This window comes from Phaeodactylibacter sp. (genome assembly GCF_040219495.1).
Lineage (GTDB): Bacteria > Bacteroidota > Bacteroidia > Chitinophagales > Saprospiraceae > Phaeodactylibacter.
Genome location: NZ_JAVJSK010000024.1, coordinates 1 through 22,662 on the forward strand (window position 1 = coordinate 1; position 22,662 = coordinate 22,662).

At 50.5% G+C, this 22,662-nt stretch carries 16 protein-coding genes; 11 read left to right on the plus strand and 5 right to left on the minus strand.

Translation table 11 applies throughout. From position 1 onward, the window contains the following. Window positions 1-523: 523 nt before the first annotated feature. The 6 genes from RIC19_RS04075 to RIC19_RS04100 all read left to right on the plus strand — a co-directional run bounded on the left by RIC19_RS04075 (window position 524) and on the right by RIC19_RS04100 (window position 8,001). The gene (locus RIC19_RS04075) at window positions 524-1,528 is read left to right on the plus strand and encodes a sugar phosphate nucleotidyltransferase (RefSeq protein WP_350177014.1); all 1,005 of its coding nucleotides are present in this window, start codon (window positions 524-526) and stop codon (window positions 1,526-1,528) included. Window positions 1,529-1,537: 9 nt separating this feature from the next. Then, window positions 1,538-3,292, plus strand: coding sequence for a tetratricopeptide repeat protein (locus tag RIC19_RS04080; protein ID WP_350177015.1), 1,755 nt, complete (start codon window positions 1,538-1,540; stop codon window positions 3,290-3,292). A 91-nt stretch (window positions 3,293-3,383) separates the two neighbouring features. Then, window positions 3,384-4,154, plus strand: coding sequence for a lipoprotein insertase outer membrane protein LolB1 (lolB1, locus tag RIC19_RS04085; RefSeq protein ID WP_350177016.1), 771 nt, complete (start codon window positions 3,384-3,386; stop codon window positions 4,152-4,154). Beyond that, complete coding sequence (locus tag RIC19_RS04090) at window positions 4,120-5,397, plus strand: murein hydrolase activator EnvC family protein (RefSeq protein ID WP_350177017.1); 1,278 nt, start codon at window positions 4,120-4,122, stop codon at window positions 5,395-5,397. Before lolB1 ends, RIC19_RS04090 begins: the two co-directional genes overlap by 35 nt. Window positions 5,398-5,578: 181 nt before the next feature. Then, a complete protein-coding gene (gene hflX, locus RIC19_RS04095) occupies window positions 5,579-6,793 on the plus strand; it encodes a GTPase HflX (RefSeq protein WP_350177018.1) in 1,215 nt (404 codons plus the stop codon). A 185-nt stretch (window positions 6,794-6,978) separates the two neighbouring features. Continuing rightward, window positions 6,979-8,001 (plus strand): SH3 domain-containing protein, encoded by a 1,023-nt coding sequence (locus RIC19_RS04100; RefSeq protein WP_350177019.1) that lies wholly within the window; start codon window positions 6,979-6,981, stop codon window positions 7,999-8,001. 15 nt (window positions 8,002-8,016) lie between these two features. On the opposite strand, the gene RIC19_RS04105 is transcribed toward RIC19_RS04100, so the two are convergent. Together RIC19_RS04105 and tsaE are read right to left on the minus strand one after the other, a co-directional pair. Then, on the minus strand, window positions 8,017-9,249 hold the full coding sequence (locus tag RIC19_RS04105; protein ID WP_350177020.1) for an alanine dehydrogenase: 1,233 nt from the start codon (window positions 9,247-9,249) through the stop codon (window positions 8,017-8,019). A 23-nt stretch (window positions 9,250-9,272) separates the two neighbouring features. Further along, a complete protein-coding gene (gene tsaE / locus RIC19_RS04110; RefSeq protein WP_350177021.1) occupies window positions 9,273-9,692 on the minus strand; it encodes a tRNA (adenosine(37)-N6)-threonylcarbamoyltransferase complex ATPase subunit type 1 TsaE in 420 nt (139 codons plus the stop codon). Window positions 9,693-10,075: 383 nt separating this feature from the next. Between tsaE and RIC19_RS04115 the strand changes: the two genes are divergently transcribed. The 3 genes from RIC19_RS04115 to RIC19_RS04125 all read left to right on the plus strand — a co-directional run bounded on the left by RIC19_RS04115 (window position 10,076) and on the right by RIC19_RS04125 (window position 16,502). Beyond that, window positions 10,076-11,248 carry a Gfo/Idh/MocA family protein gene (locus RIC19_RS04115; protein ID WP_350177022.1) on the plus strand — a complete coding sequence of 391 codons (1,173 nt, stop codon included), beginning with the start codon at window positions 10,076-10,078 and terminating at the stop codon, window positions 11,246-11,248. 62 nt (window positions 11,249-11,310) lie between these two features. Next, on the plus strand, window positions 11,311-13,089 hold the full coding sequence (locus RIC19_RS04120; RefSeq protein ID WP_350177023.1) for a T9SS type A sorting domain-containing protein: 1,779 nt from the start codon (window positions 11,311-11,313) through the stop codon (window positions 13,087-13,089). A gap of 137 nt (window positions 13,090-13,226) precedes the next feature. Further along, window positions 13,227-16,502, plus strand: coding sequence for a T9SS type A sorting domain-containing protein (locus RIC19_RS04125; protein WP_350177024.1), 3,276 nt, complete (start codon window positions 13,227-13,229; stop codon window positions 16,500-16,502). Between the two features lie 181 nt (window positions 16,503-16,683). Here the strand turns inward: RIC19_RS04125 and RIC19_RS04130 are convergent, their stop codons facing one another. After that, on the minus strand, window positions 16,684-17,991 hold the full coding sequence (locus RIC19_RS04130; protein ID WP_350177025.1) for an MFS transporter: 1,308 nt from the start codon (window positions 17,989-17,991) through the stop codon (window positions 16,684-16,686). 73 nt (window positions 17,992-18,064) lie between these two features. On the opposite strand from RIC19_RS04130, the gene rimK reads away from it, so the two are divergent. Together rimK and RIC19_RS04140 are read left to right on the plus strand one after the other, a co-directional pair. Continuing rightward, the gene (gene rimK, locus RIC19_RS04135; RefSeq protein WP_350177026.1) at window positions 18,065-18,943 is read left to right on the plus strand and encodes a 30S ribosomal protein S6--L-glutamate ligase; all 879 of its coding nucleotides are present in this window, start codon (window positions 18,065-18,067) and stop codon (window positions 18,941-18,943) included. Window positions 18,944-18,952: 9 nt separating this feature from the next. Continuing rightward, window positions 18,953-19,915 carry a succinylglutamate desuccinylase/aspartoacylase family protein gene (locus RIC19_RS04140; RefSeq protein WP_350177027.1) on the plus strand — a complete coding sequence of 321 codons (963 nt, stop codon included), beginning with the start codon at window positions 18,953-18,955 and terminating at the stop codon, window positions 19,913-19,915. A gap of 8 nt (window positions 19,916-19,923) precedes the next feature. Here the strand turns inward: RIC19_RS04140 and RIC19_RS04145 are convergent, their stop codons facing one another. Continuing rightward, window positions 19,924-20,997, minus strand: a complete 1,074-nt coding sequence (locus RIC19_RS04145; protein ID WP_350177028.1) for an alanine racemase — start codon at window positions 20,995-20,997, stop codon at window positions 19,924-19,926. Between the two features lie 239 nt (window positions 20,998-21,236). After that, on the minus strand, window positions 21,237-22,391 hold the full coding sequence (gene alr, locus RIC19_RS04150; protein WP_350177029.1) for an alanine racemase: 1,155 nt from the start codon (window positions 22,389-22,391) through the stop codon (window positions 21,237-21,239). Window positions 22,392-22,662: the final 271 nt, after the last annotated feature.

Below are 22,662 nucleotides of genomic sequence, written 5' to 3' on the forward strand. Positions count from 1 at the left end.
TATGTCTCTGAATGGTCTTTTTCACCAGCTCTGCATCTCGTCCTCACCTTCGTAGCTTAGGCTACGAGGTTCCGGGCGTTCTTTGATCTGGCAAAAAATACTCATCCATACCCTATACAAAACTTACCTTAATAAACTCTAATAGACGAAGTTATTTTGTGCGCTAACAAGGCAGAAAACGTAACCATAGTGGGAGCTACGGTGTCCCGCTTTTTGATTCAAAAAGCGGGATTAAAGCAGTTAGCGTGCAAAAGAACGAGTCTAAGTAAGTAAGTTATTGTTTCGCACTCCCTTAAAGCGAACCAGCGGTTCTACCTTTTTAAGAAAGAAAACTACAACAACTGACGTTGCAGGGTACCTTATATTGTACCTCGCCGCTAATTTAAATAAAGAATAGGAAGGAGATCGTCAAACCATACCCCTCTTCTACACCTTTAATAAAGGGATAACCGGGAATCAATATGCACGATTGCTAAACATACCGGTATGTCTCTAACTTTAAGAACTAAACCAACCCTTAATCATGAAGATTATCATTCCCATGGCAGGCCGCGGATCCCGCCTGCGCCCACACACCCTGACCATCCCAAAGCCGCTTTTACCCGTGAGCGGGAAGCCTATCGTACAACGCATTGTAGAAGACCTGGCTGATGCGCTGGATGAAAAAGTGGAAGAAGTAGCCTTCGTTATTGGTGATTTTGGCACCGAAGCCGAAGCCCAGCTCCAGCAAATTGCCGCCAATATCGGTGCAAAATGCTCGATTTACACCCAGGATATTCCGCATGGGCCCGGCCACGCTATTTTATGCGCCAAGCCGAGCCTTAGCGGGAATTGCATCGTCGCTTTTGCGGACACGCTGTTCAACGCCAACTTTTCCTTCGACGCCAAGGAAGACGGCATCATCTGGGTGCAAAAGGTGAAAGACCCCTCTTCTTTCGGAGTTGTCAAAACCGATGAGCAAAATATCATCACAGAATTCGTAGAGAAGTCCCCGACTTTTGTCTCCGACCTGGCTATTGTGGGGCTATACTACGTACGGGATGGCGAACGCCTGCGGGATACCCTGCAGCATATGGTGGATAACGACATCCGTGATAAAGGGGAATTCCAGATTACCACTGCCCTGGAGCTGCTCAAGGGCGATGGGGTTAAGTTCCGCTCCGCTCAGATAGAGGAATGGCTGGACTGTGGTAACAAAGACAACGTAGTTGCCACCAACCGCCGGATGCTGCAGCTCAAGCAAGACAAAGAAAAATTAGTGTCTGATAGCGTCACCCTCGATAACGCAGTCATCATTCCGCCCTGTTTTATAGGAGAAAATGTGGTGATTCGCAACAGCGTAGTTGGGCCGCATGTATCTTTGGGCCACAATTCAAAGGTGGAACAATCCGTTATCAGTGATGCGGTCATACAGAATGATACGGTCGTACGCCACGCAAACCTCAGCCATTCTATGCTGGGCAACAAAGTGGAATACGAAGGGAATAAGTCGGAAATCAGCATTGGCGACTATTCCGAATACAAGTAAGCAAAATATATGAGGAAAGAAATCCGACAAGAATGGATCAAATACGCATCAGGAGTGGTCAGCTTTACCGGGCTGATGGCCCTGTTTTTGGTTGGGCTGCCCTGCAGTCTTTCCGCTCAGGAAGAGCGGGTGGATGAAGAGGCGATTAAGATACAGGAAAACTTCATTGATGCCAGTCGCGAAAAGTTGCTTGGCAACTACGATGAGGCCATTAAGTTGCTGGAAGGTATTTTGCGCAAAGACCGTGAAAACGCCACAGCAGCCTTCGAGTTGGCACGTATCTATGAAGCCAAAAGCGATAGCGAAAAAAGCCTGAGGTACGCCAAGGATGCCACAGAATGGGACCGTTCCAACCTCTGGTATTTTAAATTCCTGGCTGATTTGCAACAGCAGGCGGGGCAGTACAAAGCCGCCGCTGAGACGTACGGGCACGTCGTGGAGCTTGAGCCCTATGATGAACAGAGCTACCTGCGCCAGGCCTTCTTTTTGGTCAAAGCCAATGAAATTAAGGCTGCCCTCAAAGTCTACGATGAACTGGAGGACCGTGTGGGCATCACCGAGGAGATCATTCGCCGGAAGCATACCTTATACCTGGGGCAACGGGAAGACCGAAAAGCAGCCGAAGAACTGATGCGCCTCATAGAAGCGTACCCCAATCACGTAGAGTACTGGCACCTGCTCGCCGGCTTCTATGAACAGATCGGAGAGGACAAAAAGGCTCAGGCTGTTTACAAAGACATCCTCAGCATCGATCCTGATAACGGCAAAGCTAGAATGGCTCTGGCCGGGCAGTCCGGGCAGGAAAGTGATGAAATACGCTATATCAATGCCTTGAAAGCGCCTTTTGCAGACCCGGATACCGATCTTGATGCGAAGATCGGCAAGCTGATTCCGTTTGTCCAAAAAGTAGCAGAAACCGGTGATGAAAGCCTGGCTGATGCATTACTTGAGCTGACTGACATCCTGAAAGAGGCACACCCTAATAGTGCTAAAGCTTATGCAGTATCAGGAGACTTGCTCTATCACTCCGGGCGAAAAACAGAAGCCCTGGATTCCTACCGGAAAACCATAGCATTGGACAATGCCAATTTCATGGTTTGGGAGCAAGTTCTGCAAATTTATGCGGAAACCTATCAGTTTAAAGCACTTCGCGACTTTAGCGAACAAGCCATGGACTATTACCCCAATCAGCCGATTGTGTATTATATGAGCGGACTGGCCGACTATCACTTAAACAACGCGGATGCTGCAACCTCTACGCTGCAACAAGCCTCCTTCATGGCAGGGGGCAATACCCGTGCGCTTATACTAATACAGTCCCTGCAGGGGCTCTTGTACCAGCAAGCGGGAGACAACGCAGAAGCGGATGCCACTTTTGGCAAGGCACTAGCTACAGACAACATGGCACCCCCGGCGCTTGCCCGGTATGCCTATGCTTTGGCACAGCGGCCGGAACGCTTAAAGGATGCTGAACAGATGGCCCGCAAAGCCAATGAGCTGCTGCCCGGTCAGGCGGAGTATCAGATGCAACTGGGGTGGGTCCTTTATCAGCGGGGCGACTATCAGGAAGCCCGCGCCTGGCTGCAGCGTGCCCTTAGCAATGGGGCGAGCGAAAGCCCGGTTGTGTTGGAGTACCTGGGGGATACCCTCTACCAGTTGGGCAAAACCGAAGAAGCGGTTGACCACTGGAAAAAAGCCAAAGCAGCCGGTGCCGGGTCTTCTGCCCTGCAGCAAAAAATCGAACAACGTAAAATGGTAGAGTAACCAGTCTTACCTTCGCGCCGTCTTCAGGGCAGGCAATTCCCTCCAAGTTATAAAGCCACACGCTGGCTTTCTTTCATCAACAAAAGCTACTATGAAGTATTCTTCCTTTGTACTCCTTCTATTGGCGGCCCTTACTTTGAATAGCTGCTCCTCCGTCCGGAAATCCCGGGGAGAGGCGGATAAAGGCATGACCGCCTCGGGTTTGCTCAAGCGCATGGAAAAGCAACGGCTGTCCCCCGATTGGTTTGAAAGCCGCCTCCGTATCGATTATGCGGATGAGGACATGTCGGTGTCTGCCTCCGCCACGCTGAGAATGAAAAAAGACAGCCTGTTGTGGCTGAGCGTAAAGAAGCTGGGCTTTGAAATTGCGCGGGTACAGGTAACACCGGATTCTGTCTATGTGATGGACCGCTTTAATAAAGAGTATACCATTGAGGGGCTGGCGTACCTGGCCGAGTCTTACGGGCTACCGGCGGGAAGCTTGTCGGAATTACAGGACTTTATCCTTGGCAACCCAATCTTTTTTGGCGGCAGTGAGCTGGGTATCGAGCCTTTGGGCCCCACTTACCGTCTAAAGGGAGGAAGCAACGATATGACGGCAGAGTACCTGGTGGGGACAGAAGACTTTTTATTAAAAAAAGTAGCGTTCAAAGACCTGCGTAATAATCAGGAAATGAGCGCTTTACTGGAAGGGTATGAAGACCTGGAAGGTCAGCAGAAATTTTCCTATATTCGTAACCTTATGCTGGAAAGCAAATATTCAGGTCAGGCCAATGTGACCTTGCAATTCAGCAATATAGAACTGAATGCCCCAAAACCAATAAGATTTGATATCCCACCAAGATATACCCGGTCCAAATAGCCCCTTTTCATTCGGCCCTTGCGTGCGTAGCGCGTTGGGCCTGGTTTTGGCTTTGTTGTTTTTGCCCGTTCTGCTGAATGGGCAAAACCGCGAAGAGCTGGAGCGCAAGCGCGAGCGGTTGCTACAGGAAATCAAAGCAACCGAAACGGCGCTTAATAATACCCAAAAAGACAAAGAGGCGACCCTGGAGCAGTACATTGCACTACGAGCTCAAATCCGCAACCGGCAGGAGCTGGTCAAAACCCTGGAAGAAGAGCTGAAGCAGGTGGATGCAAGTATCCGGAGATCTGAAGTCGTACTGGCAGCATTACAAGGGGATATTGAGCGGCTCAAAAAAGAGTATGTCCATACCATGCGGGTTGCTTACCGGCATAAGCTCAGTCAGAGTATGCTGGTGTTTTTGTTTTCCGCAGAAAGCTTTAATGATGCCTTTAGCCGCTGGCAGTACATCCGGCAATACGACCGGTTCCGCAAAAAACAGGCCTACAACATCCTCGAGACCCAGGATATGCTCAGTGAGCGTACCGCTCAACTGGAAGCCCGCCGGGTAGAGCAACAACGGCTGCTGGCCACCCAACAGCAACAGACTGACCTGCTTCAGGCAGAATTCAGAGAGAAAAACCGCCTGCTGAAGAAACTGAAAACCAGCGAAAAGCAGTTAATGGGAACCCTGGAGGAACAACAGGCCGCTCATGAAGGGCTCAACCAGGCCATCGAGGACATTATTGTTGCCGAAATGTCCCGCAAACGGCGGGAAGCGCGTGATCGGGTACCCACCGGTTCCACGGCCACCGCGTCAGCAGCAACAGGTGATAAAGTGGAAGCGGCAGCAACGCTTTCCCGAAATTTTGATAGTCAGCGGGGGCGGTTGCCCTGGCCGGTGCAGACGGGGCAAATCAGCAAGTCTTTTGGTAAAGCCATCGTCATGGAAGATACCGGCCTGAAACTGCCCAACAACGGCATAGAAATACAGGCACAGAACGGAGCAGACATCTTTCCCGTCTTTGAAGGAGAAGTGACGCACATTACCTTTGTGCCGGTTTACCAAAATGCAGTTTTGGTCAATCATGGCGATTTCTTCACCCTGTATTACCGTATTGAAGAAGTCCTGGTTGAAAAAGGGCAGGCGGTCGGGCCGGGCCAGCCTATTGGGCGGCTGGACGAAGATAATAGTATGGTGCACTTTGAAATCTGGAAAGGCACCCAGAAATTAAACCCGGAAGTCTGGTTAGAGAACCGATAGGCAAAAGATTACGTTTGATTTAAGAGCTTCTTTGGATTTTTGGGCTACCGCTTACCGGGTCAAAATTTATAATCCCTGGGTTGACGGGTGACCCTTGAGGCTGCGGTTCCGAATATCCCAACACGCTCTAAGTAAGGTCTGCATCAACGCACTGGAGAAAGGTTATTCACTATAAAATATTATGGCACACGACTGGACAGTAGGTACAAAAGATAAGAAGGGCATAAAGCAGGATGAAGAGTACGCTATTTTGGTGGGCCTTGTCCAGCAATTACAGACCGAAGAAGAGGTGAAAGAGTACCTTGATGAGCTGGAGTTCCTCGCCCTGACTGCAGGTGCGAAGACCCGCAAGCGCTTCATCCAAAAGCTGAACCACCCCGACAAGCGTACTTTTGTAGGTAAGGGTAAGCTCGAAGAGATTAAGGAGTATATAGATGGCCGCGAGGAAATTAGCATGGTCATTTTTGATGACGACTTGTCGGGCAAACAGGTCAATATCCTCGAGGAGTTCCTCAAAGTCAAAATCATTGACCGGAGTACCCTGATCCTGGATATTTTTGCCAGCCGAGCCCAGACCGCCCAGGCAAAAACTCAGGTTGAACTGGCGCAGTTGCAGTACCTCCTGCCACGCTTGCGGGGGCTCTGGACGCACCTGGAGCGGCAGCGTGGTGGTATAGGTATGCGTGGGCCCGGTGAGAAAGAGATTGAGACTGACCGCCGTATTGTGCGTGATAAAATCTCCTTGCTCAAAAAGAAGCTGGAGAAGATCGACCAGCAGAATATGACGCAGCGCAAGCAGCGCGGGAGTATGATCCGGGTGGCTTTGGTCGGCTATACGAACGTTGGAAAGTCAACGCTGATGAACCTGCTGAGCAAGTCGGAAGTATTCGCGGAGAATAAGCTGTTTGCTACCCTCGATACCACCGTGCGGAAGGTCGTTATCGACCGCATGCCTTTCCTGCTCTCGGATACGGTTGGTTTTATTCGTAAATTGCCTCACCACCTGGTGGAAAGCTTTAAGTCAACCCTCGATGAGGTGCGGGAGAGTGATATCCTACTGCACGTTGTGGATGTTGCCCATCCGCTGCACGAAGACCACGTCCGAACGGTCAATAGCACCCTGAAAGAGCTGGGGGCGCTCGACAAGCCAACGTTGCTGGTTTTCAATAAAATTGACCTTTACCGGGAGCAAAACTACGATGACTTGCTGACCGAAGAAGGCAAACGGGAGATTGAGGAGGGCCTGCTGGGCAACCTCCACTACATGTTTGACCAGGAGTGCATGTTTATTTCGGCTGCGACCAATGAAAATGTTGGGGCGTTAAAGATGAAACTACAACAAATGGTCCATGAGCAGTATATGATCCGGTATCCTTACAAAGCTAAAGAGTGGTAGGGCAGCCGATAGTGTATTGCTGATCGCAACATATCACCTTTAAATACCGTAAAAAGAACGAACAGCTGAGCCTTTGAATACAGCTGGAATATGCACAATACCAACGGGGTAAACTATACGCTAACCTAAAGCTGCAAGTGTTTTGTTGGCGGTCTGGTTTCACCTCTTCATAATCCCGGTTTACTATGAGAAAAACCATTCAAAAACTCGCTACAGTAGCGATCGGCCTGACCCTGTCCTGGTCACCCGCTCAAAGTCAGGGGCGGTACGTCAGACTACAGGGGCAGATTATCAGCAGCCAACCGGCAGCCGATGCGCTTCCTTTTCACCTCGATGCTTATAAGATCACCGCAGGGGGGCAACGTCAGCTAGTACGGCTGAGTCGCTTCTCAGGCCCCGATTACCACCTGTATCTCGAGGTGGGCCACGATCATGAGGTGCTGATTCAGATGGTAGACCACCCGCCACACCGGGTGCGTATCGATGCCGTTCACCCTGCCACTAATGCCGGAGACCGGCTCGTAATGGAGCAGGATTTTATCGTGCCTGCTGTTGCGAACAAGCCTGCCATCGCCAGCACTAAACCTTTGCCGCCCCCACTGCCCGAAATACCTGTTGCACCAATGGACATTGAACCTGAACCCGACGGATTACTCCTCGAATGGGGCGATACGGCTTTTGTACCACCTCCGGCGTTTGCTGAAGCACCGATCGTGCCGCTGTTTCTTGCATTTGAGGAAGCTGCGTTGGATCAGGAGCTGGGCGGCCCCATCGAGGCTGAAACGCCGGTCCGTGTGGCTGCTTATCCTCCGCCACCCGAAGACATAAGGCTTGAAAGTGTTGAAGAAAAAGTGCTTCCTGCTTCAGGCGTGGCCGCGTCAGAGGTGCAGGGGCTACGTTTGATACAGACCAGTCAACCATCAGAAGCGGTGGAGACCATTGGCATTACAACCGCTGTAGGTGCACCGGAGCACCCAGGGGTTTTAAGGCATTTAGCTAATACCGCACTACCTCCGGCACCAAGAAGAGCCCGCCTTCGAATGCCCACAGCTATGGTCGCAGGTTTGACAGATGGGCAGGAGACCCAGTCCATTGCCCGCTTATCTAAAGGCCAGGAAATACAAGTGATTGAATACACCACATCAGATTGGTGGATGGTATCCTATGGTGCAGTCATAGGATGGGTACAAGCCCGGTACCTGGAGTGAAATCCCAATAAGCTCCTATAGGTTGGACGTAATCAACAGGTCAAGGTCTGTAGATTTGATAGCGAAGCGCTCCCCAAGGTAGCTGTTGGTCAGGCAGCCTTTGTAAGTATAGACGCCATGCCGCAGCCCGTGGTTGTTGAACAGCAAATGCTCAATACTACCGGTACTGCCTGCCTTGAGCAGAATAGGCGTTAGGATATTGCTGACTGCAACGGATGCGGTCCGGGATACCCGGGAAGCGATATTCGGCACACAATAATGAATCACCTCGTGCTTGGAGAAAGTAGGGTGCTCAAAGGTGGTCACTTCTGAAGTGGCAAAGCAGCCACCCTGATCAATACTCACATCAATGATGACCGCCCCGGGCTTCATATTCATGACCATTTCTTCGCTGACGACAATCGGCGTACGGCCCGATTTGGAGTGCATGGCTCCGATCGCAACATCGGCATAAATCAATTCTGCTTCCAGGTAGTGCGGGTTGATGGCGGAGGTGTACAGCGGCCGCCCCACCTGATTTTGCAGGCGCTTAAGCTTATAGATATTGTTGTCAAAAATGCGGACTTCTGCCCCCAGCCCCAGTGCAGCACGCGTAGCATATTCCGCCACGATACCCGCCCCCAGGATGACGACTTTGGCACTGGGTACGCCGGATATGCCACCCAGCAGTACGCCCTTACCGCCGCTGGTTGTTGCCATAAGCTCTGCAGCCGTCAGCATAGCACTGATACCGGCCATTTCGCTCATGATACGCACGATAGGGAACGTGTCCGACTCGTCTTTAATATACTCCATGGCCAAAGCGATGACCCGCTTTTGCCGCAACTTGTTGATGTAGTCCGCATTAATGATGGGGAGCTGTAGCGGAGAAATCAGAATCTGATTGGGGTGCATCAACTCGATCTCTGCCTGGGTTGGAGGCGCCACCTTGATGATCACATCCGCTTTATACACTTGCTCTGCACTGTAGGCAATATCAGCTCCCGTCTCTGAGTAGTCGTGGTCGGAGTAGCTCGACTCTTCCCCGGCCCCTGATTCTACCACAATCCGGTGGCCGTGGGCAATAAGGGTTGCGACCGAAGAAGGGACAAGCGCCACCCGGTTTTCCTGCATGGTGATTTCCTTCGGAATCCCGATGAAGAGTTTACGGCGTTTATTGCTCACCTGTAGCGTTTCAGTTTGCGGTACAAACTGCTGCTCGGTAAACTCTTTCGGCATAGGGATCTTCTTCTTTTGCGTATCGCTCATAAAAGGCTGGCTTTCCTGGTAGCTTACAAAAATATAATTTTCCGGCTGGAATCAGACCCAATCTCGAGCTTAATTCGGAAAGTATCCTCCGGGAGCAGGTGCTCAATGAGGCCTGGCCACTCGATCAGGCAGCGTTGGCCGCTGTCCAGGTATTCTTCAATGCCGATATCAAGGGCTTCTTCTGTGTCGTTGAGCCGGTACAGGTCCATGTGGAAAAACGTTTGCCCTTCCCGGTCTTCGTACTCATTGACCAATGAGAAAGTAGGGCTGCTGACCGCTTCCCGGGAGCCAAGTATACGGCAGAGGGCTTTGATCAGCGTGGTTTTGCCTGCGCCAATTTGCCCCGTGAACGTCCATATGACCTGTTCAGGAGCCGCCTCGGCAATCAGCCTTTCGGCAATATGGTCAACCTCTTTCAGGCGGTATTCGATTGTTTTTGACATGGAGTGGTCGTGCCGGTTTGTAATCGATTTGAATGTGCATCCCTTTACGCTACAGCAAAAGCTTGACGAAGCGGGATTATTGCTAAAGTCAATTTGAAAACAGCTGGAGCCGGACTGTGGTTTAGCCAGAGCCTGCCCCGCATTTCTGCAGGGCAGGCTCTGGCTAAAGAAAAAATCGCTACCCTAGCCAAACACGACACTTAATTAATCGCGCGTCGCCTTAAACATGCAGATACTTTGTATTCGTACCTTTTTTTGGCGGAGTTTCACAGTCAAATTTCATTCTTTTTGAAAAAATATGTGTATTATTATAGTCATATAGCGGGCAAAACCTTAGATTTGGAATCCCGACTAGAGGAGATTATAATTAGCAGACTATCTATATGAACCGAAAAATCCGTATGGGAATGGTAGGTGGCGGTCGCGGTGCCTTTATCGGTGTCGTGCATAGAATGGCTGCTGCCCTGGATGGTGAGATTGAATTGGTATGTGGAGCTTTTAGCAGCGATCCGGAAAAGTCCAAAGCTTCCGGCGCTGATCTTTATCTGCCGCCCGACCGGGTTTATGGCAGTTTCCAGCAAATGATAGCAAAGGAGAAGGCGCTACCGGAAGGCGAGCGTATGGATTTTGTGTCTATTGTAACACCTAACCACGTACATTTTCCACCCGCTAAGATGGCTCTGGAAAATGGGTTTTCTGTTGTTTGTGACAAACCCCTTTCCTTTAATTTATCGGAAGCGCTGGAATTGCAGCGGCTGGTTGAGCAAACCGGGCTGCTTTTTGCATTGACGCATAATTATACAGGCTACCCCATGGTCAAACAGGCGCGGGCGATGGTCCGCAACGGTGATTTTGGGAGCATCCGTAAAGTGATTGTTGCCTATCCGCAGGGGTGGCTATCTACCCGCCTGGAAGCCACCGACCAAAAGCAGGCTGCCTGGCGTACCGATCCCAAGCGTTCCGGTGCAGCCGGTGCGATGGGGGATATTGGCACCCACGCTGAAAACCTGGCAGAGTATATTACCGGACTAAAAATCAAAGAGTTGTGCGCCGATTTGCACACCTTCGTAGAGGGCCGTCAATTGGATGATGACGGAAGTGTCCTGCTCAGGTTTGATAATGGTGCCCGCGGTATCCTTTACGCTACTCAGGTGGCAGCCGGGGAAGAAAACGCACTCCACATCCGGGTTTATGGAGAAAAAGGCGGTTTGGAATGGCACCAAATGTACCCCAACGATCTTAAAGTCCGCTGGTTGGATCAGCCCGAACAGTTGCTCCGTACCGGCGTAGGGGACTTAGCCCCAACGGCTCAGGCAGCCGCCCGAATCCCTGCGGGGCATCCGGAAGGCTACCTGGAAGCTTTCGCGAATATTTACCGAAACTTTGCGCACTGCCTGCGCGCCAAACTTTCCGGGCAGAAGGCAGAGGCCATTTACCATGATTTTCCTACCGTAGCGGATGGGGTCCGGGGGATGCAATTCATCGATCGGGTCATTACGTCTTCAGTGAGCGACCAGAAATGGCTGTCCTTTGGACAACCCGCCTTCGAGAACTAGAAATTAACCGATTATTTTGTCAGCCTGATAGGCAAATGGCATAAAAAAGTACAAACATTAGTATGAAAAAACGCTACACACTTCTCGTCTTATTCAGTTTCAGTATTTTAAACATTGCGGTACATGCGCAAATTTCCTGCGATGAGCCAGACGTTCTGCTAAGCGATGACCTGGAGAATTACGCCGCCGGGGATATCACTTTTCAGTCGGAGGACTGGGCAACCTGGCCCGGGTCCACTGTAGGGGCCGAGGTTTCTACAGAGCAGGCTAATTCCGGAGGGAACTCAATTAAGATTGATGGAAATATCAGTGGGCAAGATGCACTACTGCTGCTCGGTGGCCAGGAAAGCGGGCACTTTGTGCTAAGCTGGTCTATGTTTGTGTACGACAGCACAAGCGCCTATTTCAACCTGCAGCATGAAGCCCCTACTGATACTGAAGGTTTCTGGGCCTTTGATGTGAACTTTGAAGGCGGCACTGGTACTCTGGAAAAGTACGATGGCAGCGACGATGCTTCCTTTACCTATCCTTCAGACGTATGGTTCCCGGTATATCTGTTTATAGATATTGATAGCGACTATGCCCGTCTGGTCGTGAATGAAAAGACGGTAGACACCTGGCCTTTCAGTAGTGGCAGCACGGAATCGAATCAGATGCACAGCATCAATTTCTATCCACAGAACACAGGGCATTCCTATTATCTGGATGACATCAGCCTGTTGGAAATTCCTGCAGCGGGAGGAGGGCAGTATTGCTACACCGCAGAGGTACTTGATGCACCTGGCTTTTATGTCGTTCCCGAGCTCGAATGCTACGGCGGCAGCTATGATCAGGGTGGGAATGGCAGTAGTGGCCTTCGGGCTTACTGGTATGAGTACACGCCTAACGCAGACGGTATTATGTCTGTATCAAGTTGCGGAGGCGGTGTGGATACCCGGCTCTGGATTTTCAAAGGGACTTGCGAAGATATTGGTATCGTAGGCGTCAATGATGACCGCTGCGATACAGGAGACGACGATGACTACGCTTCCTACCGGGAAGCCGTGGTTACAGCCGGTGATACCTACTATATCATGTTTGATGATGCGTGGTCTACCCAAGGCTTTGGCTTCGAACTGGCTTTGGTAGAAGAAGCTCCTGCTGAAGGGCAGTTTTGTGAATCAGCTGAAGACATTGAGCCCGGCGAGCACGAAGTGAGTGGCATCAATGGCGAATCAGCCGTAGCCGGGCCAAACATCAATAACACAAGCGGTTCCACCACTAACTACGCCCAATCCAAGTGGTATCAGTTTACGCCCGATACCGATGGCTACATGAGCATTTCGGCTTGTGATTTTGCAGCTAGTGACACCCACTTCTTTGTGTACACCGGTGACTGTTCTACCTTCGAGGGGCTCAACCTCGTAGCTCAGAATGACAATGGTTGCGGAGAAGGATTGTTGACTTCCAGCCTGGACAGTATCGAAGTAACAGCCGGGGAAACCTACTACATCGAATGGATTGACCGCTGGATGAGTGGCCCAACCGATGAATTGTACATTTGGGAGCTTGGTTTTGACGCATTTGTAGGGGTAGAGACTGACCCGGCTTTGCAGCAAAGCTTTACGGTCTTCCCCAACCCGGCATCAGAAATGCTGAATGTACGCTTTGAGCAGGCCTCTGACCGGGGCAATATGAAAGTTAGTCTGCTTAATATGCTCGGGCAGCCGGTCATTGAACAACAGTTGGGCAAAGGAGAAAATAATCTTCAGCTGCCTGTTCATAATTTACCGGCAGGCACTTATCAGCTGCGGGTGCTCGTGGGAGACCGGCAGGCAACACAGGCTGTACTGATCAAATGATAAAACAGGGGTGCCGGTTTGCCCGGCGCTCCATTAAAGATAAGCGACGAGGTCATACAGGTGATGCTGCCTGTTGCCTTCATCGCCCAACCGATTGTTAATTTTTTATTTTATTCACTCAATTCAATACGTTTCGTATGAAAAAAACTTACATGAACAAGCTGCTCGCACTGGTAGCGGTTATGGCATTTGCGATGACCTACGTGCAGGCACAGACGTTTACTGTAGATGCACCGGCAAGTATTGCTGGTGAGTACAATGTGGGACTTGCTGGCTATGGGCCACAGTTTGGCGCAGACTTTTCAGGTCCTGTTACTCAAGTTACAGATGCTAGTGGTGAAACCACCGCTTGTGTAGAAATTACCGATGATCTTTCTGGTACGGTAGCACTCATTGACCGTGGTGCTTGCGGATTTACAGCCAAGACACTAAGTGCCCAGGCTGCTGGTGCCATAGGTGTGATCATCTGCAACAACGATCAGGCAAATCCGGATTCGGTGATCGCACTGGGCGGTTCTGATGGTTGCCTGGCAATGATTCCAACCGTAATGCTGAGCTACAACGATTGCCAAACGCTCCGTATGGAGACTGGCGTTTCCGTTTCTTACACGCAGCCGGGTATACCACCTGCTGGTTGGTCTTTTGGAACAGCCATTGACGTTACAGAAGGCACGTACACCGTGGATTCTATCCCGACCAATGGTAATACCTTCACGAATGCTACCGGCGAGCTGTGGTACAAATATACCGCTCCTGCCGATGGTGTACTGAACATCAGCTCTTGCGACAGCCCAACGGCAACGCGTGCTATTGTAACGGTCCACCCATTAGGTTGTGCAGGTGACCTTGTTATTTCTGCTTTCGCAGCTGGCAACTGTCCTGACAATGACGGATCAGTAATTGACCTTCTTGTACTTGAGGGAGGTGAATACTACATCATTTGGGATAATGCCGGTTCTTCTGATGGATTTGATTTTACGCTGACACAGGGTGTACTACCTGATGTAGGCGTAACCTTCAACGTAGACATGCAGAATGAGACCGTTTCAGCTGACGGCGTAAACATGGTCATTGCTGGTCCTGGCGTTACTGATGTTGCTGATGTAGGTATCGTACCGATGTCTGACGACGATGGCGACGGTATTTACAGTGCAACGGTAGACGTAACGACCTTGGATACAGTCGGCTATGCTTTCGTTAACGGTGGTGTAGACCCTGCTAACGTTGAAGTGGTAGCTGACTCCTGTGGCGTGCCCAGCGGCTTTGGCTTCAACGTACGTCCATTGATCAACAACTCTATTAACCCATTCAGCGTAGACGCGGTTTGCTTTGCTTCTTGCGAGGCTTGCCCACTTGAAGTGGCAACTTGCGATGAGCCTACAGTAATCTGGTTGGAAGACTTTGAGGCGCAGACGGTGGGCGAACCACCTGTGAACAACTTCATCATCCCATGGCCTGCTGCCGGTATTATCCTCGGTGATGTAAGCTCTGATCAGGCGGCAAGTGGTTCCAACTCTCACCTTATTACTGGTGACGGTACGGACGTAGACCCGGTCTACCTGCTGACTGGTCAAACGTTGACTACTGGTCACTACCTTGTCAGCTGGAACATGTATATACCCGGCGGCTCTACAGCCTATTATAATTTCCAGAAGGATGCTACACCGGCTGTAGAATGGGCCGTTGAAGTGTTCTTCAATGGTGACGGTACCGGCGAACTCTTTGCTGGTGATGTTGCTGCTCGTGCCGGCTTCACCTACCCGGTAGATGAATGGTTCCCAATAGTACAGGTGATTGATATCGACAACGACCTCATTCGCGTGCATATTAACGGAAGATGGGTATCCAGCTGGCCATTGAACTTTGATGCCAGCAGTGCCGGAAACTTGCAGTCGATCGGCTCCGTGAACTACTACCCAAGGCCTAATGAGGCTGATTTTTGGTATGTAGATGACTTCCTGGTTGCTCAGCTTCCTGAGCCCGCAGAAGAATTATACTGCCAGACGGCTACGGCTGTAGAGCCTGGTGTAATTACAGCTGGTGATCTGGACTGCTTCGGTGGCGGAATTTTCTATGATACCGACGATGACTCAGGCCTTCAGTCCCGCTGGTACGCTTATACTCCTACAGAGGATGGCTATATCAACGTAAGCTCCTGTGGTGCCCCTGCTGATACCCGTACCTACATCATGGGCGGGGATTGTGGTGACCTTGTTCTTTTGGGTACTAATGATGACCGTTGCGATATGAGCACTGGTGACCCTTACGCAAGTTTGGCCGAAGCTCCGGTTACTGCCGGGGAGACCTACTACATTGTATGGGACGATTACTGGGATGAGCTTGGCTTTGACTGGGAACTGACCTTTACAGCAGGTGCTTTGCCAGAGATAAACTTCTGCGCTTCTGCACTGGCGGTTACTCCTGGTTCTTATACTACTGATGCATTCGGTGAAGCTAGTGTAGCTGGTGGGGCATTAGGTGCTTCTACCAACTCTGCATCCGCGGTGTTTGCTCCACAGCAGTACGCTGGTGCTGCATGGTACTCCTTTACACCAGAAAGTGATGGTCTGATGACTATCTCTTCTTGTGATGATGGTGCTGATACTTACCTCTTCGTTTATACTGGTACTTGCGACCATGTCGGTACGCTTGAAGTGGTTGCAGAGAGCGATGATGACTGTATTGTTGGTTCTTTGGTCGAGGAATTTGAAGTAACTGCAGGCACCACCTACTTTATTGAGTGGATTGACCTGTACACTGCTGATGCCTTCGACTGGGAACTGAACTACAGCCCGCCAACTGTCAACGTACAAATGGCTGTAGACGTATCTATTCTGGTTGATGCTGGTGAATTGAGCGCAGAAGGTGTATTTGTAGCGGGTTCCTTCAGTGACTTCAACAACGTTGAAATGACGGATGTGGACGGTGACAACATCTACACTGTGACGGTACAGATCCCAGAGAACTCTACCGCAACGTACAAGTTCAAGAACGGCCCTGACGGCTGGGAGAACATTGATACCAGCCTTGGTGACAACTGTACTACCGGTGATTTCAACGACCGCTTCGTGGAGGTAGGTACCATGAATATTCCATTGGATCCGGTATGCTTCGGCTACTGTGTGACTTGTAATATCGTAGATGTTGACGAGGTAGCGCTTGAGCAAGGCGTATCTGTATTCCCTAACCCTGCTAAGGACGTACTGAATGTACAGGTAGATCTGCCAGAAATGGCTAACCGCCTGAACATCCGTCTGGTCAATGCATTGGGTCAGGTGGTACTGAGCCGTGACCTTGGTCAACTGCAGAGCGACAACATCGAGCTGGACGTACGTAACCTCGCTGCCGGCACTTACATGCTGCAGGTGGTTGACGGACAGGCGCAGTTCACGCAGTCTGTTGTGATTCGGTAAATTCTAGTTGGTTGTGCTGGGTTTAGCTCAGTGCTTCCATCGACTTAAATAGATTGTAGCCCCGCCCGGCCGCTCCTGTAGCGTGCCGGGCGGGGCTTTTTAGGACTGAAGGTGAAGGGGGAGAGCCAAATACTCAGAGGCTTGTCAGACTATAAGAGCGTATACAGACAGGCTGCCAGGCTTATTTTTCTCCGGCAGCTGCAGTGCGCCTGATCCGAACGTTGAGCAACAAAAGGAGCCCAACCAAAAAGAAACCACTCAGTACCAGCATGCTCAGGCGCATACTGCCTGTGATTTGCTCTATAAAGCCAAAGGTAAAGGTCCCGATAATAATAGCCACCTTTTCCAGTACATCGTAGAAGCTAAAGTAGGAGGTGGTATCGGCTGTGCCCACAGGGAGTAATTTGGAGTAGGTGGAGCGCGACAGCGACTGTATGCCGCCCATGACCAGCCCTACCGACGCCGCAACACCGTAGAATTGAGTTTTCTCCTGCACCAGATAGCCGACAACACAAATTGTCATCCAAATCAAAAGCATCGTGATAAGGGACACTTTATTACCTTTCCATTCCGACAAGCGTGCAAAAGTATAAGCCCCGAGAATGGCCACAATCTGCAACAATAAAATCGTGAGGATCAACTCGGAGGTCCCAAAGTTGAGCTCCTTGCTCGCAAAGGTGCTGGCCAGGAAGAGCACGGTTTGGACCCCGGCGCTGTAGAAAAAAAAGGAGAACAGAAAAGACCGGATATTGCGTTCCTGCTTAATGTCTTTCCAGACCTTTTTGAGCTCCTCAAACCCTTTGCTCAGCATTTCAGGAGAAGCCTTCTGCCGGGCATCAGATGGTAGCCGCCGGAAAGGGATGATGGCAAAACCTATCCACCAGAGCCCTACTGTCAGAAAAGCATAACGGGTAGCTGTACCCTGGTCCGGGAACCCAATGGCCTCCCAAAACTGAATCATCACAAGGTTGATCACCAACAGCACAACACTTCCAATATAACCAAATGAAAACCCACGGGCACTGACCCGGTCGTAGAGGTCTTCGGTAACGATTACCGGCAGGAAGGCATTGTAAAATACCAGCCCGCCTGCAAAACCAATCATGGATAACATAAAACTGATCGTGCCAAGTTCTACCTGTTCCATACCTTTGAAAAAGAAAAGAGTCAGGCAGGCGGTAGCTCCCAATATGGTAAAGAACTTCAGGAAAAACTTGCGCCGCCCGCCGTAGTCAGCTATTCCGGACAGCAACGGTGAGAAAAGTGCGATAACGAAGTAAGATGCTGAAATGGCAAAAGTGTATAGCGAGCTATTTGACAATTCAAGGCCCATCACGTTGATCACATCATCCGTCACCGCTACATAGTAAGCTGGGAAGATGGCAGCCGTGATGACAAGGGCAAACGCCGAGTTGGCCCAGTCAAAAAGTGCCCAGCCATTGATGATGCGTTTGTCGTTGATCGGGAAATCAGTAGGAGATGAAGCCATGAGGTGTGGTGAGAGTGAGGAAAATTAGATTACCTTTGATTACAGCGTAAATTACGAATAACCATTCGGAATTATGAAAATCGCCATTCTTTCGAGGGGCCCGCAGCTGTATTCCACCCAAAGCCTGATACGGGCGGGGGTTAAGCGCGGGCACGAAATGCACGTTATTGACCACACGCGCTGTTCCTTAGTGTTGGAGCGCGACCGGCCGCGTATCCTTTACCAGGGGTACCGGCTGGAGCGGTTTGATGCAGTGATTCCGCGTATCGGGGCCTCGGTGACCTCCATTGGCGCTTCGGTGATCAGCCAGTTTGAGAATATGAATGTCTTTGTGGCTGCTAATGCCAATGCCCTGGTGGAGGCGAGAGACAAGCTCAGGTGTTTGCATCGCCTGGCGCAACATGGGGTGCAAATTCCAAAAACCGTTTTTATGGCTTCTGGCCAAAATATGCAGGTGGCGGTCAGTAACCTGGGCGGGCTGCCCGTTGTGGTGAAGCTGCTGGAAGGCACCCATGGGATCGGTGTGATCCTGGCAGAGTCCTTCCGCGCCGTAGAGTCAACCGTCGAGGCCTTTCAGCGCCTCAACAAACGGGTGATGCTACAGGAGTTTATCCGGGAGGCCAAAGGCAAAGATATTCGGGTACTGGTGGTCAACAATCGGGTAGTTGCAGCTATGGAACGGCAGGCCCGGCCCGGCGAATTCCGGTCTAATTTGCACCGGGGCGGTTCGGCACGCAAAGTACAGCTCACCCATGAAGAAAAAGAATTGGCAGTGAAAGTGGTGCAGATTATGGGCCTGCACATTGGAGGCGTAGACTTTCTGCGCTCCGACCAGGGCCCGCTGATTATGGAGGTAAATGCCTCTCCCGGCCTTGAGGGTATAGAAACCGTAAGTGGTATTAATGTGGCTAACCGTATTATCGAATTTATAGAAAAAGCTTTGGTGCAATAAACCTGGATTATGAGCGACTCCCTGCCTTTTGAAATACACAAATCCAGCATTGAGCGTGGAGAAGACGAGGTGGTCAAAATTCCCGTTGGGCAACTGCCATCGGGCAACCCAATCCGGATTGAGGCCCATGTTTTTCGTGCAGTCACCCCCGGCCCATCCCTGCTCGTGATGGCGGGTATTCACGGAGATGAGATCAACGGCGTGGAAATCGTTCGGCGTGCTTTGGAGCTTGGGCGCTTCAAAGAGCTGCAAAAGGGGAGCATCGTTGCAATTCCATTGGTCAATGTTTACGGTTTTGTTAACCGGTCGCGGGAAGTACCGGATGGTAAAGACATCAACCGTTCCTTTCCGGGCAGCAGCCGTGGCTCTCTTGCTTCCCGCCTTGCCCATGCCCTGGCCAAAAAAGTCCTGCCGAGTATAGACCTGATCATCGATTACCATACCGGTGGCGGTAACTTGTACAATTATCCGCAGGTTCGCTACAGTAAAGGAGATGAGCGCAGCCAGGAATTGGCAAAAGTATTTGGGGCACCATTTAGCGTAGCCAAAGCCCCCATTCCGAAGTCCTTTCGGAAAATAGCCCTGGAGCAGGGGAAGCCCGCTCTTATCTTTGAGGGGGGAGAGAGTCAGCGGTATGATGCAGCATCTATCGAATACGGACTGGCGGGACTGAACCGGTTGTTGAGCTACCTCGAAATGGTCCCTGGCCCATCCGAAGGCCAGCCTTATCTGCGTCAGCATTTCAGCCATCAGAGTTGGGTGCGGTCTCCTAAAGCGGGGCTGTTCCTCTGGGAAAAGTCTTCAGGCACTCAGGTGGAAAAAGGCGAAGTGCTCGGTTGGATCAACGACCCCTACGGAAGCAAGGAGTGCAAAGAGGTCAAAGCTTCACATAACGGCTTCATTATCGGTCACAGTAATGCAGCCGTGGTTAATCAGGGGGACGCACTTTTTCATATTGCTTATGCCTCATAGGCAGAGGGCTACTCGATCACCCGCTTCTCTATGTAGTCAGAATTGAGCAGGCTGAGCGCACCCATATACTTGAGCTGGAAGGAAATATCATCACCAACCTTGTAGTTCGGGCTCTTGTCGCCCAGGTCCACGACCAGCATATCCGAGCTGGCATTGACAATTTTGATGTCCTCATCATCCGGTATGAGATAGTCCACTGAGATGTCAAGCGTACCAATGTCAAGAATCGCCCGGTAAGACTCCTTGCCGTAATCTTCTTCATTGACTTCAAATACATCCCCGGAAGGGTTCGCTGCCAACTGCCCTATCGGCACTTTCGGCTTCTTGGTGATCTCAATGATTTGCGTGAAAAGCCGGAGTACATCCGGCTTCATAGCTTTGATGGGTTTCTCTTCGAAGAGGTCTACGCCAAAGTAAAGCGTTTCTCCGATCCGGAAGTGGTTGATACCGGACGGGATTTGCTGCCGGAACAATAAAGGCAGAACGACTGACGTCCCTCCGGTAATCCACTGTATTTTTTTATTGAACCTCGCTTCCACAAGCTGTTTGTAGAGGCTAAGCTGAATCAGTTTGTCCTCAGAGGGCATGACACCATGCAGGCAGTTGAGGTTAGAACCGATGGCTACGATTTCGATATTAGGGAGTTTGAAGATTTTCTCATAAAACTCAATGAGGTTTTCACCCATGATGCCTTCCCGCAGGTCCCCGAGCTCAATCATGATCGTTACCCGGTGCACCTTACCTTGTCGTTGTGCTTCTTCAGAAAGCCGCTTAATGGTAGCGCTTTCTGTATTAAAGCTCACATCAGCATAACGGATAACATCCTCTACCTCACCCATGGCCGGCGGCTTGATGTACACCGTTTGCATATCAGGCGCGACCTTTTTGATTTTGGCGAGGTTGAAAATCCGGCTGTCGCAGACTTCCTTGATGCCGAGGTTGACCACTTCTCTCAAAAAGTCCTCGTTGCCGCAGAGCAGTTTGGTTACGATTGCCCAATCAATATTATGCTTTTTGAATATGTTGTCAAGATATTCGTAGTTGTGCCGGAGGTGACTTTTATTAAGTGTAAGGTAAGCCATGTTGCTTTGGTAAAAGTTATAATATAAAGAAAAGTGAGTGGCTTTAACGGCAGGCAAAGCTGCTTACGGTTAAAGCCGTATTTCTAATAATGACAAAGGATGCGTATTCCCGCGAAAGGAAAAACAGAGTAGATATAGTAGTAGGAAGCTTCGATTATAATAAGGCTTGATTAAAAATTGCTTGCTATCAAATGGAATTATTAAACAAACGTATGCTTGCTAGGTTTAATTACACCTTCTTAATCTACCACTTCCCGGGGGATATCCATCGGCAAACGGGTCAGCAGCTCATAGTTGACCTGCTGTGAGAACTCCCCAAATGCAGAAACGGAGAGCTCCAGGTCACCTTGGTTGCCAATGATCACGACCTCGTCGCCCCGCTTCACACCCTCAACCGGTGATATATCGACCGTTATAGCATTCATGTTCACCGTGCCGATGACTCCTACTCTTTTGCCATGAATCAGCACCCGGCCGGCATTGCTCAGGGAGCGCGCAAAGCCGTGCCCATAGCCTATCGGGATGGTAGCCACTTTCATCTCCTGTGTGGCCATATAGGAAGTACCGTAGCCTACGTATTCTCCGGTTTTGACGGTCTTGGTGTCCATGACCTGGCTTTTCCAGGAGATGAGGCGTTCAAGTGGATTGTCCTGCCGGTTCACTTTACTGTTATGTTCGATCAGGGTCTCCCGGCTGGGCCAAAAACCATACTGTAAAATACCGATACGGACCATATCCAATCGGGTAGGAGGGTAGCGCATAGCTGCTGCAGAGCAGGCGATATGTTTGATGCGTGGCTGTAGCCCCTGGTTAGCAAACCAGTTCAGAATACGCTTGTAGGTTTTCCGCTGTTGGGTGACCCGGACGTAATTGGCAATACTTTCTGCACCTGCAAAGTGTGTGCAAAGCCCCTGGAATTGCAGGGCGTCGGGATGGTGCTTCAGCTGCTCGGCCACGCCTTCCAGTTCGTGGGCTTCATAACCAATACGATTCATACCCGTTTCTGCTTCCACATGCACCTTGGCTTTCTTTCCTACCTTTTTGGCAGCTTGGACCGCTGCTGCCAGCCGCTCGGGCTCAAAGACATAAAATTCAATATCATTTTCAATCGCCCACTCCAGATGCTGATCCTCCACCATGCCCATGATCATGATCGGTGCCTGCTGGTTTATGAGGCTTTTTTTGACCCGGTAGGCTTCACTGGCATCAAAAACACTGAAATGATCGGCACCGCAGGCTTCTGCCATAGGAATGAAAACCTCAATACCATGCCCGTAGGCATTGCCTTTAACGACCCAGGAGATCTTCGCGTCGCCTCCGATTTGCTCCCGAATGAATCGGTAATTGCTCTTTAGAGCTTTGCGGCTAATGGTGATTTTAGATGTTGCTAGCATGGACAGGGTTCTTGAGCGTAAATTAAAGAACTTGGATGGCATTGCAACAGTAAGGCCTGACCTTTATGACGCTCAAGCCCATCTGTAGTTGTTTCGTACTTTAGAGCGTGTTGGGACTTTAGTAATCGGTCTGCAAACTACACTTTTTTGCTTATACTTCGTCCCGAAAATCCTCATTTAGCTAAGGCTAAACTCCGGTTTTCGTGCCTCGTCTAACCAAAAAATTGTTAGTTTTCGACTAGAAGACAAAAGTCCCAACACGCTCTTAGAT